Genomic DNA, 14,221 nt, shown 5'->3' on the forward strand with positions numbered 1-14,221 from the left:
GTACAGGCTTGAGCATGTCTATTTCAAATCAGTATTACTAAAAAATGTTCTTATGTTTAATTTTATGTTATTTATTCAACATAAGAAAGCTTCATCATATTTGTTTTTCCTTTTTCTGTTATAGGCATACTTGCCAGATTTATAAAATAATCTCCCTGTTTTAAGAGCCCTTCTTTTCTCAAAAGGTATTTTATATCGGCAATGGTATGATCCGTACTTATGTACTTATCGTAGTAAAATCCTCTAACTCCCCAAATAAGACTAAGGGTATTTAACAAAGAATGATTGCTGGTAAAAACAAAAATACTTGCTTTTGGCCTGTAACTGGATACTTTGATTGCTGTATAACCAGAATGAGTCATTGTTATAATGGCTTTTGCTTTTATGTGCTCTGCTAAATGACATGCACTATGGCAAATTGTATCTGTAGAGAGTCTTTCAATATTTATTTCAGGTTCAAGATTACGGTTAAATACATCACCGTGTGTTTCAACATTACTTATTATCTTATTTGCAGCTTCAATAACCTTTACCGGAAAAATACCAACAGATGTTTCTCCGCTTAACATAATGGCATCTGCTCCATCAATAACTGAATTTGCAACATCATTTACCTCAGCCCTGGTAGGTGAAACATTAGTAATCATTGATTCCATCATTTGGGTGGCAATAATAATAGGCTTTGCAGCCTTTATACATTCCCTTACCAACATCTTTTGTATAAGTGGCACACTTTCCATGGGTACCTCCACACCTAAGTCACCACGCGCTACCATTACCGCATCGGCTTCCTTAATAATATTATCAATATCATCAATTGCCTCTGGTTTTTCTATTTTGGCTACAACCCTTGATGTCTTGTTATTAAGTGCAATAATGTTTTTTAATTCAATAATATCACTAGCCGAGCGAACGAAAGAAAGTCCAATCCATTCAATATTATTTTCAAGAGCAAAATCAAGATCCCGTAAATCTTTTTCAGTAAGACATGGAAGGGATACTTTGGTATTGGGCAGGTTTACTCCTTTTTTAGATGACAAAGTACCTCCATGTACAATATGAGTACGCACTTGGTCTATTCCATTTGTTTCAATAACCCTTAAAATCAACTTTCCATCATCAAGCATTACAATTTCACCCGGACGAACATCCTGAGGAAATTGGGGATAGGTTATATAAACCTTATTAACATTACCTATTAATTTTTCCGTAGTAATAATAAGTTCATTTCCTGAAATTAATTCAGCACTTCCATTTTCCATCATCCCTATACGGAGCTTTGGACCTTGTAAATCAGCCAGGATTGCAGTATGCACCCACAGCTCCTTGTTAATTTCTTTTATGAATTTAATTACCTGTAAATGATCCTCATGACTGCCATGTGAAAAGTTTATCCTGCACACATCAACACCAGCAATAATCAATGCCTTTAACATCTCTTTTGAAGAAGAAGCAGGCCCAATTGTAGCTATAATTTTTGTTCTGTTTGTATTCATTACTATAAAATTAAATTTTGTCGTGATTTTAAATTTTCAATATCTATGTTAAAAGCAGTTAGAACTGCTTCAATGTTCCTAATCTTATTGATTAATTCAGTAGCCTGAAAAGCTGAAAATCCTCCCTCAATTTTCAATAAATAATCAGCCTGTTTTTGTTCTGGCAACAAAAAACCATTTGCCCCTTTATTAGACAGCAAGGTGTATTCAAGGTGCTTGTCCTCATCGAAAAAGGTATAATGAGCAAATTCACAGGTCATGTTCTTCGTTTTGAGTGACAGAGAATCTTGTCTTGCAAAATTTAAATCAAGACTTTTATTAACCATCCAGCAAAATTTATAATCCCGTGCATGGCAGCTTATGCCAATTAGGATAAAATCATAATCATACTCTAATTCAAGCGTAACCTTTGCCATAAAATGATTATAATAAAAAAACAATTGAGGCAAGATGGCTTACAAAAGTAGGATTTTTTACAGGGAATGACAAAAAACTTAATCCTATGGAATATTTAATTCTAAACAGCCAATTTCTGCCGCTTGCTGTTCGGCTCTTTTTTTAGAAAAATCGCTACCCCTGCCCCTTACAATTTGATCAACAACAAGTACAACTTTATATATTTTTTGGTGTTCAGAACCAGCCTCTTCTTCTGTTTTAAATACGAAATTCTTCCTCTCTCTCTGGCACCAGTTTATAATTTTACTCTTGTAATCTCTATCCGTTTTTTCTAATTCCTCAATATCAATGTGGTATTTAATAATTCTATTAATTATCAATTTTAAAGTAAAATCATACCCTTTATCCAGGTAAACTGCACCTATTAAAGCTTCAAAAGCATCTCCATAAACAGACTTAAATATGGTTTTTTTATTATATCCTGTTTCCACCAAAAGTTCAATTCCAAGTTTTAATGCAAGCTGATTTAAGGATTGCCTACTAACGATTCTGGATCGCATTTTAGTTAAAAAACCTTCGTCTTTATAGGGAAATTTTTGATATAAAAAATAGGCTACAACTGCTCCGAAAATGGCATCCCCCAAATATTCAAGCCTTTCATTACTTGGGCTTTCAATTTTTGAAGCTATAGAACTATGCCTTAAGGCTTTTTGATAAAGCCTTATATTACGGGGATAAAACCCAAAAATATTTTTTATTGAATAATAAAGCTTTTTATCGGAAGAAAAGACAACAAGAAAAGCTTTAAAGAAATCAGACAATGCTATCCTTTGAATTTTTTAAATATAACAGAAGCATTATGCCCACCAAAGCCAAAAGTATTACTTAAGGCTGCCCTTACAACCCTTTTTTGTGGTTTATGAAATGTAAGGTTCAAACCATTATCAATTTCTGGATCATCATTAAAATGATTGATGGTTGGAGGTATTATATCATTCTTTACTGCAAGTACGCAGGCAATGGATTCTACAGCTCCTGCAGCACCAAGTAAATGGCCTGTCATAGATTTTGTAGAGCTTACGTTTAGTTTGTATGCATGTTCCTTAAAAACACCAGTAATGGCTTTAGATTCGGCTATATCTCCCAATGGTGTAGAAGTACCATGAACATTAATATAGTCAATCTCGTCATAATTCATATTAGCATCTAAAAGTGCATTACGCATTACATTAAGTGCGCCAAGTCCTTCCGGATGGGGCGCTGTAATATGATGAGCATCAGCAGACATTCCGCCTCCTGCAAGTTCAGCATAAATTTTGGCGCCTCTTTTTATTGCGTGTTCATATTCCTCAAGTACAAGAGCACCTGCTCCTTCACCAAGAACAAAGCCATCACGGCTAATGTCAAATGGCCTGGAAGCGGTTTCAGGAGATTCGTTCCTTACCGACAGTGCATGCATAGCGTTAAAACCTCCAATTCCTGCTTCATTAACTGCTGCCTCTGAACCACCAGAAATAATTATATCTGCCTTATTAAGCCTTATATAATTAAAAGCATCAATTAATGCATTTGTTGAGGAAGCACAAGCTGAAACAGTTGTAAAATTTACCCCTCTAAAACCAAAGCGAATAGAAATATGACCAGATGCAATATCGGCAATCATTTTGGGGATAAAAAAAGGATTAAATCGTGGAGTACCATCACCCTTTGCAAAAGCACCACATTCAGTAAGAAAAGTATCCAACCCGCCAATACCGGAGCCCCAAATAACTCCGGCTCGGTCAAGATCAATTTCTTCCTTTTTCAAACCAGAATCCCTGTAAGCTTGATCAGCCACAGCTAATCCGTACTGAGCATATAGGTCAAGACGTTTTACCTCTTTACGTTCAAAATAATCTTCGGTATTAAAACCCTTTACTTCACAAGCAAATTGAGTTTTAAATTTAGAAGGGTCGAAACGTGTTATACGGGCCGCACCACTCACTCCTTTGAGAAGATTATCCCAATATTCAGAAACAGTATTGCCTATTGGTGTCAAAGCACCAAGACCTGTAACTACTACACGTTTTAACTCCATTTTACAAGAACTAGGAATCTAAAAAATTATTTTGCGTTTGCTTCAATATAAGTGATAGCATCACCTACTGTTCCAATTTTCTCAGCCTGATCGTCAGGTATTGCAATATTGAATTCTTTTTCGAATTCCATAATCAACTCAACTGTATCCAGTGAATCTGCACCCAAATCGTTGGTAAAGCTTGATTCGTTTGTAACTTCGCTTTCGTCAACTCCTAATTTATCAACGATAATGGCTTTAACTCTTGATGTAATATCTGACATTTTTAATTCTCCTTTCTTAATAGTTAATTTAAAATTTTGGCTGCAAAGAAATAAATTTATAAAGTTAAATTCAAATTTTTTATTGAATTTATTCTGCAAATATTTCTGACTTTCCTCCTGTTTTGCTCTTAATGTCAATCCTTACAAGGCTTTACGGAACAAAACAAGTCTTGAATTAAAAATAGAGCAGGGTCCTTTTTTGCTCAAATTTACCTGCCTAAACATTTATTCCTTGTCTTTTCAGTCTCCACACTTTAATATATTTGCTAATCTAGGTAAAAAATTTAATTAACCTGCTTACTTTATCTATTTTTGCAAAAAATCATCATGATGAGAATAGGTATTTTTGCATCCGGTACAGGTTCAAATGCACAAAAAATTATTGACTATTTCAAAAATAAAAATCCGGATATTATAGTTTCTCTCATTGTTTGCAATAACCCCAATGCAAAAGTGCTTGAAGTAGCAAAAAAACATGGAATAAAATCACTTCTTATTACCAAAGTAGAGTTTAACAGTCAGGAATTTTTGCATACTCTTGAAAATCACGCAAAACTCGATTTAATTGTCCTTGCAGGTTTTTTATGGCTTATCCCTAAAGAGTTTATCAGAAAATTCAAAGGTAAAATTATCAATATTCATCCTGCTTTATTACCCGGTTTTGGAGGGAAAGGAATGTATGGCATGGCAGTGCATAAAGCTGTAAAAGAATCAGGAAACAAGGAAACCGGTATTACAATTCATTATGTGAATGAAAATTTTGACGAAGGAGAAATCATTTTTCAAGCCAAATGCTCCATTAAAGAAAAAGACACTCCAGAAAGCATTGCATTGAAAATACAGAAAATGGAACATAAACATTACCCTCGAATTATAGAATCATTAGTTTAAAACAATAAAATTTGGCAGAAATTACAATTTTTACAGATGGTGCGGCAAAAGGAAATCCTGGAAGAGGCGGTTATGGCATTGTCATGCTTTCAGGTAAGCACCGAAAAGAGATCTCTGGAGGTTTTAAACACACTACCAATAATCGTATGGAGCTTTTAAGTGTAATAGTTGCACTGGAAACAATTAAAAGCGAGGGAAATAATGTTACTATTTATTCAGATAGTAAATATGTGGTTGATGCTGTTGAAAAAGGATGGGTTTTCGGTTGGGTAAAAAAAGGCTTTAAGGATAAAAAGAATGTGGACTTATGGAAGCGCTTTTTAAAAGTTTATCCCAAACAAAAAGCAAAGTTTGTGTGGGTTAAAGGACATGCATCCAATGTTGAAAATAACAGGTGTGATGAGCTTGCAGTTGAGGCAGCCTGTGGACTAAATCTGCCAATTGATGAAGGATACCAGAATGACTCTGTTGATTCAGTGAATTAATATTTTAACAAATTTTTTCTATTCTTCGGCCCAAATACTTGTACCCTCTGTACAGTTTTGACAAATATCAATTTGTTTCCGGGAATTCAATACCTTTTTTCGGAACTCGAAATATTCCTTACCTGTCCATATTTTTGAAAAGGATTGGTTTTTAAGATTTCCCAACCTATACTTGGCATCCTTGTCAAAACAACAGGGCACTACAAGGCCATCCCAGGTAATAACACAGGAATGCCAAAGCTTCCAACAGTGATTAAGCAATTTGTTTTTAATTTTATAATTGCCATCCTCCCCTTTGCTATACCTTGAATATTTATTGGTTTCTGGTATCAAATCATTCCCGTTTTTATAATCATACACTTGAGCTGTTTTTAAGGCAACTTTGTCAACCCCTAGCTTTTTTCCTAGTTTTTTTATTTCTTCTACCTGGTGTTCATTTTGCTTTACAACAAGAAATTGAAAAATAACATAAGGAGTAGTTGAATTAAGTTCCTTTTTCCATTTAATAATATTTTTGGTTCCCTCTATTACTTTATCAAGGCTTCCCCCTATTCTATAATTCTCATAAGTCTCCTGCTCTGTACCATCAATGGAAATAATTAGCCTTGATAGTCCAGATTCTATGGTTTTCCGGGCATTGCTATCGTTAAGGTAATGTGCATTTGTTGAAGTGGCAGTATAAATTTTACGAGAAGATGCATATTTCACTAAATCAAAAAAATGAGGATGCAAGTAAGGCTCACCCTGGAAATAAAAAATAAGGTAAATCAATTTTTTATACAAATCATTGATTACGCTTTTATAAAATTGCACATCAAGCATTCCAGTTGGCCGGGAAAAGGACCTCAACCCACTAGGGCATTCAGGACATCGAAGATTACAGGAGGTAGTTGGCTCAATAGAAATACTTAAAGGCATTCCCCAGTGTATAGTCCTACCACTATATTTAGAAACAAGATAACTGGAAATAATTTTAATCTGGTTAAAAAATTTTCCAGGAGTATAATTATTTAAAAGGTTTAGTGTATCCCGTATATTTCCTGTCATCTAATACAAATGTATTAAAATTACGGGCAGTTTTTATGTTGGGTTTAAACAAACAATGGATACTCTATTACAAACTCCATTACTTTTTATATTTAATTACTCACCCTTAAGTCTTAATGAATATTTTCTTAACTGATTTAGCCTAAGTAATTTCATTGCTTGTTTTTAATTTAGTGTGGTTCCTCTTTCTAATTGAGCAAATATTCGAAGTTTCCAACAAATAATAATTGAACAAAAATCAATATCCTTTAATTACTGGCACTGCACTTAATAAATTAAATTTATACTTTAGCCAAAAAAACTTTGAAGAACTTAGCCCTGTTTTTTCTATCAACATTCTTTGTTTCTGGTGCAATTGCACAAAAACAAACAATTACAGGAATCGTAATTGATGCGGATACTAAACAACCACTTGCTTTTGTAAATGTAGTGGATGAATTAACCTTACAAGGCACTGTTTCTGATATCGATGGAAAATTTTCAGTTCCAATTTCAAAGGATACCAGGCAAATTAAATTCAGTTACATTGGTTATACACAAGTGGATTTATCTTTAACAGATACAGTTTTAAATTTAAGACAACTGGTAATTAAACTTCATAAAAAAGATTTTTTTTTAAAGGAATTTACTTTGGTTGCAGGAGAAAATCCTTCTTACCGCATTATTAGGGAGGCAATAAAAAACGCTCCTGGTAATAATCCAGAAAAAGCAGGCTCTTTCTCATACACATCTTACAATAAAATGATTTTTACTCCTGGAGCAGAATCCAAAAAAAAACCGAACATAGATGACAGCCTAAATATACGGTTAAATGACTTTACCAAAAAGCAACATTTATTTATGATGGAATCTGTTAGTGAACGGAATTTTCTGGATGGAATGAACAATGAAAAAATAGTTGCTTCAAGAGTATCAGGGTTGCAAAATCCCTCTTTTACATTGCTCGCCACTCAGATGCAATCCTTTTCATTTTATGGAGATTATATTGCAATATCAGAAAAAAAATACCTTAACCCCATTAGTAGTGGAAGCATAGGAAGGTATGAATATGTACTTGAAGATACACTTTATACTTTAAATGATACCGTTTTTATTATTTCTTTTTTTCCAAAACCCGATAAAAACTTTGATGCACTTAAAGGATTAGTTTATATTAACACAAATCTGTACGCTATACAAAATGTGATTGCAGAGCCTGCATTTGATGAACCAAGCTTTCATATAAAAATTCAGCAGAAATACGAATTCATTGAAGGTAAACAGTGGTTTCCTGTTCAACTTAATACTGATATTGTGTACAAGATATTAAATGTTAACAATCAAAACATTAGCGGGATTGGCAGAAGCTATATTGAAGACATTAAAATAAATCCAGAATTAAAGAAAAAACAGTTTAATAGAATAGAACTTGAAGTAGCGGCTGATGCCGGAAAAAAAGAGGAAGTTTTTTGGAACAAATACAGGAAAGACAGTTTAACTGAAAAGGAAATTACAACTTACCATGTTATCGATAGTATTGGCAAAGCAGAGAATCTTGATTTAAAATTAAAAGCATTAGAAACTGTAATGACGGGAAAAATACCTGCTGGTTATATTGATTTTGATTTAAACAGGTTTCTTTTATTCAATGATTATGAAGGCTTTAGAGCTGGGGCAGGAATACATTCGAATGAAAAAATTTCTAAAATTTTTTCCCTTGGAGGATATTTAGCTTATGGATTTAAGGACAAAGCTTTGAAATATGGCGCTGATGTTTCTTTAAAATTAAATGACAAATTAGAAGCAAAGCTTAAGTTTTTCTATATTAACGATGTTCAGGAATCCGCTGGAATTAATTTTGTTTTGGACAGAAAACCAAACCTAAGCGAAATTTACAGACCTTATTTGATTTCAAGAATGGATTCTCTTCAACAATCAGGAGTAACACTTGAATTCAGAGCAGCTGAATTTTTAACAAGTTCTATTACCGGAAGTCACACAAGGTTTAATTCCACTTTAGGTTATAGATACGCCAGTAATAATAGCGATGCTACAATGATAGTGAATAGCTTTAATTTAACTGAAATTACAGCTGGATTCCGTTTTGCTTATGGTGAAATATTCATAAAAACGCCCATATACACATACTCTTTAGGAACAAATTTTCCTGTTGTGTGGATTCAACTTAAAAAAGGTTTTGACAATGTATTGAATGGGAATTTTGATTTTTACAGAGTTGACCTTAAGGTTGAGAAAAGCTTTGAAATAAAACACCTTGGCAAAACATCCCTTCAATTAATTTCAGGACATATTGAAGGATATTTACCTTATACTGCCCTTTATGCAGGAAGAGGAAGTTTCAAAAATTATCACTTCTCCGTTATGAATACATTTGAAACCATGCAAATGAATGAGTTTTTATCTAATACTTATGCTTCTGTTTTTTTCAATCATAGTTTTGGAAGTCTTTTGTTTTCAAAAGGGAAATTTAAACCAGAGTTAATCCTGGTGTGTGCAGCCGGATGGGGAAATTTGAACAATCCTGCAAACCATTTTAATATTGAGTATAAAACAATGGAAAAAGGATATTACGAATCAGGTTTAAGAATAAACAATTTAATAAAATCTGATTTCATAGGACTAGGTGTGGGTATGTTTTACAAATTTGGACCATACTCTCAATTAGAATACAAAAACAATCTTGCAATAAAAGCCACATTCAGCATTATTTTTTAAGCCCTTGAATTTTGGTTTAAGTTAAACTACATTTCCTCTTTTTATCAAGAGTTTAACTATTTATAGAAGCTATTTTAATCAGGACAGAATTCAGGAATACGAACAAACTTTTTATCCGGTTATTTTTTGTAAATTTATTATCCAGGGATAATTTTACAGTTTTACAATGAATCAAGAAAACCACACACATAAAAAAAGAAAAGGATTATCTTTTCTTACCTTATCGTTGATTATTGCAGCCATTACTGTTTTTGTTTTTTACATTTATTTAGGGGATTCAGAAAAAAATGACCCAACACTTATTATTAACGATAAAATAGTTCCTACCCCTGAAGTTATTTATGAATACATTAATTATGTTGATCATACAGATCGCAAGAAAACAGAATTGCATGAATACATTTCCCAAGGCATACAGTTGCTTACTGCCTCTTTAACAGAACTTGTTAATTTAAACCAAATGCAGGATATTGAAATAACAAATAAAAGGAAAGAATTATGGGAAATTGCAAATTACATTAAACTAAATCCTCAATCAGAATATTTATCTGACTCAATAAAAGTTGCGCTACTAACATCATCTGAAATCATTATTTCTGTCCAGGAAAAAAATTTCACTGATTTATCTCCCCTTGCATTAAATCTTTTGGAAATAGCGGAAACAATAAACCCCAATGAACCACTCAATGCCCAAAGAAACACTATCCATTTGTTTTTTACAGAATCTGCCGATATTCTAAAAACAATGGTAATGGTTAGGACTTCCAAATAAAGAAATCCTTGATCCTATTTCCTTGGAATATTGATAATATTATAAAAAAAAATCGATTTAAAGCATTTGAATTTTTAAATTTGAAAGCTTAAATAATATAAATATGGCAGGACATAGCAAGTGGGCAAATATAAAACACAGAAAAGGAGCCCAGGATTCAAAAAGAGCTAAAATATTTACAAAAATATTAAAGGAGGTAACTATTGCCACGAAAGACAATGGACCAGATCCGAATTTCAATCCCCGCCTTAGATTGGCCTTGCAAAATGCCAAAGGTGCCAATATTCCTAAAGACACTGTTGAACGGGCAGTAAACAAAGGAGCTGGGGTTGATGCACAAAATTATTCTGAAGTAACATATGAAGGATATGCACCAAATGGAATTGCTGTTTTTGTTGAATGTACCACAGATAATATTAACCGGACAGTTCAAAATGTTCGGGCTGCTTTTACCAAATACCATGGAAGCCTTGGCACAAACGGTTCTTTAAGTTTTATTTTCGAGAGAAAAGGGATTTTTAATCTTCCGAAAGCCAATTTAAATGAGGATGAGTTTATTTTTGAAGCCATTGATGCAGGCGCTGAGGATGTTGAAGTACAAGATGATTTCTTTATTATTACCACTAGTCTTGAAAACTTCGGTCCTATGCAAAAAAAACTTGAAGAATTGGGATTAGAGGCGGAAAGTGCACAACTGGAAAGAATCCCAAATACTACAACAACCCTTGATATTGAATCATCTAAAAGAGTAATGAAACTTATTGACTATTTAGAAGATGATGATGATGTACAAAATGTTTATCACAACATGGAGTTAACTCAGGAGTTGATGGAACAACTTTAAATGCATTCCCCCTGCAATTATTACCCCGTTACGTGTTTGTATTTTTTATGCTTGGCCTAAGCCTGCTTTTATAAACCGCAAGGCAATCTTCTTTTTTTCTACCTTTCCTTATCTTTCTTTGTTCTGAATCAGGCAAAGCAGCAATTCCTATACAAGCAGCAGTACAACAGCCCTGCATTTGTTTTTTGCACTTTTCGCATTGGATGAAAAGTAAATGACAATCATCATTTTCACAATTTGTATGCGTATCACAAGGTTCATTGCATTGGTGGCAAAAACTGATTATCTCATCACTTATTCTTTCACCTAGTCTTTCGTCAAAAACAAAATTCTTTCCCTTGAATTTTGAATCAAGTCCCTGATGTTTTACCTGTCTTGCATATTCGATTATTCCTCCATGGAGCTGGTTCACGTCATTAAATCCATGATGTTTGAAAAAAGCACTTGCTTTTTCACATCGAATTCCTCCGGTACAATAAAGAAGTAGTTTATTCTCTTTTTTATCCTTTAATAAATCAAGTACAACAGGAAGTTCTTCTCTAAAAGTATCCACATCAGGACATATAGCTTTTTCAAAACGCCCTATTTCGCTCTCATAATGATTCCGCATATCCACCACTATAGAATTTGGATCCTCCAAAGCATCATTAAATTGTTTGGCAGTAAGGTGGTTTCCAACATTGGTTACATCAAATGCATTATCATCTAACCCATCAGCAACAATTTTATGTCTAACCTTAACCGCCAGCTTATAAAATGATTTTCCATCGTCCTCAATTGCTATTTTAAATGGCATATTTTCAAACTCCTCATAAGCAAAAAGTTGTTCTTGAAAAACCTTCCAATTTTCCTCTGGCACACTGAGTTGGGCATTTATCCCTTCATTAGCCAGATAAATCCGTCCAAAAACATTTAACGAGGCCCATTTTTCAAAAAGTTGATTCCTTAATTCTTCAGGATTTTCAATTATTACATACCTGTAAAAGGAAAGCGTAATTCTTTTAAATTCCTCTACCCTAAGTTTTAGCTTAAGTTCCTTTTTATTTACACGATTATACAAAGCCATATAATACTCTAAAAATGAAATATTTTAACGCAAATATAATTCTTTAGTATAAATGAATAGGGTTACATCAGCATGAATATTAAAAATGTTACTAATTTTGACCGGAAGAAAAATTAAAAGTTTTCAAAACCAGAATATCAAAGTAGGAAAATGATTGAAAAAATACTTGTTATTGGCTCCGCTGGCCAAATAGGAACTGAACTCGTGGAAACCCTACGGGATAAGCATGGAAGCTCGAATGTAATTGCCTCTGATATTAATAATCCGACAGTGGATTTAATTGAAAAAGGTCCTTTTGAACGTTTAAATGTACTTGATCGCAATCGGCTTTTGGAAATAATTGAAAAACACAATGTTTCCCAGGTTTATCTCCTTGCTGCTCTTTTATCTGCTACTGCCGAACAAAATCCTTCACTTGGATGGGAATTAAATATGGGTGGATTATTTAATGTTCTGGACCTGGCTAAAGAAAAAAAGATAAAAAAAGTTTATTGGCCAAGTTCCATTGCCGTTTTCGGACCTACTACACCCAAACAAAACACCGAGCAATATACCATTACGGAACCCAATACGGTATATGGAATATCAAAACTTGCCGGAGAGAGATGGTGTGAATATTATTATAACAAATACAAGGTTGATGTAAGAGGACTGAGATATCCTGGATTAATTGGTTATAAATCTGCTCCTGGAGGTGGAACTACTGATTATGCTGTACATATTTTTCATCAAGCTTTAAAAACTAAAAGCTATGAATGTTTTTTAAGTGAGGATACTATTTTACCAATGATGTATATGCCCGATGCTATTAAAGCAACAATTGAAATAATGGAAGCAGATGAATCTAAAATCAAAATAAGATCAGGATACAATTTATCTGCAATGAGTTTTTCTCCAAAGGAGCTTGCAATTGAAATAAAAAAGCATATTCCTGAATTTAAAATTACTTATTCTCCCGATTTCAGACAATTTATTGCAGATAGTTGGCCTCAAAGCATTAATGATAATTATGCCAAAAATCATTGGAACTGGAGGCCTGAATACGATTTAAGTACAATGGTTTCGGACATGTTAAAAAATATTTCATAATTTTTGAAACTTAAGATAAATATGCCCGTAAAAGCCTACTGTCAACGATATCAAAATTGCTTTTTGAAAAGAATTAAAAAATGCCATTTTTCATCATGCCAAAAGGTAGTATTGATCTAATAATTGCAAAACCAATCGATATTTAAATTAAATTGCTTCACAATAAAGATTTGAACTAAAATGAGAAGAACTTTACTATTTATATTTTTCATTGCATGCAAAATTAGCATTGCTCAATCCTTTGAGATTTATGAACAGGATACAATTAACCTAATTGACGTCAATAATTTAAAACAAGGTCATTGGGTATTCTGGGGAAAAATGAAAAAACTTCCGGGTTATGCTGATTCTCAAAAGGTAGAAGAAGGAAAATACACTGACAATAAAAAAGTTGGTTCCTGGAAAAAATATTTTCCAAGTGGAAACATTCAAAATGAAATCACCTATAACAATGGCCGTCCAAATGGTTACTATATCAACTATTACGATAATGGAAAAATAGAAGAAGAAGGAACCTGGATAAATAACAAGCCTGTTGGACAATTTAAGAGATACCACGAAAACGGTGTAATATCACAGGAATTCAACTTTAACAAGACTGGGATTCGCGAAGGCGTTCAAAAATATTACCATGAAAATGGAAAAATAATGATTGAAGGTGAGTGGTCCAATGGAATGGAAAGTGGGGTTTTAAAGGAATATTATGAAAATGGAGATTTGCGGGCTGAAAAGAATTTTGCAAACGGAACTTTAGATCCTGCCACCTCAAAAACTTTTGAACCTAAAAAGCCTATTGAGAAAAAAGCAACACCAGCCCCAGCAGGAGACAACAAGCCGGTGGTAGCTCAAAGGGATGAATTACCTAACATGGGTACATTTAATGGAACAGGTTATGGTAAGCTTTACAATAAAAACAATCAGGTTGTAAAAGATGGAATCTTCCAAAATTACGTATTAGTGGATGGGAAATTTTTCGTGTACAACAAAGATGGATTACTTCAAAAAATAGAGATTTATAAAAACAGTGTTTATATAGGTGATGGTGTAATTTCCGAGAAATAACAGGAAATGAAATAGTCC

The 14,221-nt window shown here is 33.3% G+C and carries 14 protein-coding genes; 7 read left to right on the forward strand and 7 right to left on the reverse strand.

The features are described 5' to 3' along the window. Nucleotides 1-71 precede the first annotated feature (71 nt). The 5 genes from pyk to H0V01_13535 form a co-directional block, all read right to left on the reverse strand. On the reverse strand, nucleotides 72-1,496 hold the full coding sequence (gene pyk, locus H0V01_13515; protein MBA2584396.1) for a pyruvate kinase: 1,425 nt from the start codon (nucleotides 1,494-1,496) through the stop codon (nucleotides 72-74). A gap of 2 nt (nucleotides 1,497-1,498) precedes the next feature. Then, the gene (locus H0V01_13520; protein ID MBA2584397.1) at nucleotides 1,499-1,912 is read right to left on the reverse strand and encodes an IPExxxVDY family protein; all 414 of its coding nucleotides are present in this window, start codon (nucleotides 1,910-1,912) and stop codon (nucleotides 1,499-1,501) included. Between the two features lie 84 nt (nucleotides 1,913-1,996). Then, complete coding sequence (rnc, locus tag H0V01_13525; GenBank protein ID MBA2584398.1) at nucleotides 1,997-2,713, reverse strand: ribonuclease III; 717 nt, start codon at nucleotides 2,711-2,713, stop codon at nucleotides 1,997-1,999. A gap of 2 nt (nucleotides 2,714-2,715) precedes the next feature. Continuing rightward, a complete protein-coding gene (fabF, locus tag H0V01_13530; GenBank protein MBA2584399.1) occupies nucleotides 2,716-3,969 on the reverse strand; it encodes a beta-ketoacyl-ACP synthase II in 1,254 nt (417 codons plus the stop codon). Between the two features lie 26 nt (nucleotides 3,970-3,995). Further along, nucleotides 3,996-4,232: an acyl carrier protein gene (locus H0V01_13535; protein MBA2584400.1), complete on the reverse strand. Its 237-nt coding sequence runs from the start codon at nucleotides 4,230-4,232 to the stop codon at nucleotides 3,996-3,998. 327 nt (nucleotides 4,233-4,559) lie between these two features. On the opposite strand from H0V01_13535, the gene purN reads away from it, so the two are divergent. Together purN and rnhA are read left to right on the forward strand one after the other, a co-directional pair. After that, nucleotides 4,560-5,123, forward strand: a complete 564-nt coding sequence (purN, locus tag H0V01_13540; GenBank protein MBA2584401.1) for a phosphoribosylglycinamide formyltransferase — start codon at nucleotides 4,560-4,562, stop codon at nucleotides 5,121-5,123. An 11-nt stretch (nucleotides 5,124-5,134) separates the two neighbouring features. After that, nucleotides 5,135-5,608, forward strand: a complete 474-nt coding sequence (rnhA, locus tag H0V01_13545) for a ribonuclease HI (GenBank protein ID MBA2584402.1) — start codon at nucleotides 5,135-5,137, stop codon at nucleotides 5,606-5,608. An 18-nt stretch (nucleotides 5,609-5,626) separates the two neighbouring features. Here rnhA and H0V01_13550 read toward each other — a convergent pair whose 3' ends face one another. Then, nucleotides 5,627-6,655 carry an SPASM domain-containing protein gene (locus H0V01_13550; protein MBA2584403.1) on the reverse strand — a complete coding sequence of 343 codons (1,029 nt, stop codon included), beginning with the start codon at nucleotides 6,653-6,655 and terminating at the stop codon, nucleotides 5,627-5,629. Between the two features lie 303 nt (nucleotides 6,656-6,958). Between H0V01_13550 and H0V01_13555 the strand changes: the two genes are divergently transcribed. The 3 genes from H0V01_13555 to H0V01_13565 all read left to right on the forward strand — a co-directional run bounded on the left by H0V01_13555 (nucleotide 6,959) and on the right by H0V01_13565 (nucleotide 10,986). Further along, a complete protein-coding gene (locus tag H0V01_13555; protein ID MBA2584404.1) occupies nucleotides 6,959-9,370 on the forward strand; it encodes a carboxypeptidase-like regulatory domain-containing protein in 2,412 nt (803 codons plus the stop codon). Nucleotides 9,371-9,536: 166 nt separating this feature from the next. Further along, on the forward strand, nucleotides 9,537-10,142 hold the full coding sequence (locus H0V01_13560) for a hypothetical protein (GenBank protein ID MBA2584405.1): 606 nt from the start codon (nucleotides 9,537-9,539) through the stop codon (nucleotides 10,140-10,142). A 103-nt stretch (nucleotides 10,143-10,245) separates the two neighbouring features. Next, nucleotides 10,246-10,986: a YebC/PmpR family DNA-binding transcriptional regulator gene (locus tag H0V01_13565; protein MBA2584406.1), complete on the forward strand. Its 741-nt coding sequence runs from the start codon at nucleotides 10,246-10,248 to the stop codon at nucleotides 10,984-10,986. 28 nt (nucleotides 10,987-11,014) lie between these two features. Here H0V01_13565 and H0V01_13570 read toward each other — a convergent pair whose 3' ends face one another. Continuing rightward, entirely contained in the window at nucleotides 11,015-12,052 is a 1,038-nt protein-coding gene (locus tag H0V01_13570) for a rhodanese-related sulfurtransferase (protein MBA2584407.1), read from the reverse strand. Nucleotides 12,053-12,202: 150 nt separating this feature from the next. Between H0V01_13570 and H0V01_13575 the strand changes: the two genes are divergently transcribed. After that, a complete protein-coding gene (locus H0V01_13575; GenBank protein MBA2584408.1) occupies nucleotides 12,203-13,141 on the forward strand; it encodes an NAD-dependent epimerase/dehydratase family protein in 939 nt (312 codons plus the stop codon). Nucleotides 13,142-13,321: 180 nt separating this feature from the next. Continuing rightward, complete coding sequence (locus tag H0V01_13580) at nucleotides 13,322-14,203, forward strand: toxin-antitoxin system YwqK family antitoxin (GenBank protein ID MBA2584409.1); 882 nt, start codon at nucleotides 13,322-13,324, stop codon at nucleotides 14,201-14,203. The last annotated feature ends 18 nt before the right edge of the window (nucleotides 14,204-14,221 follow it).

It is taken from the genome of Bacteroidota bacterium (genome assembly GCA_013696965.1).
GTDB lineage: Bacteria > Bacteroidota > Bacteroidia > JACCXN01 > JACCXN01 > JACCXN01.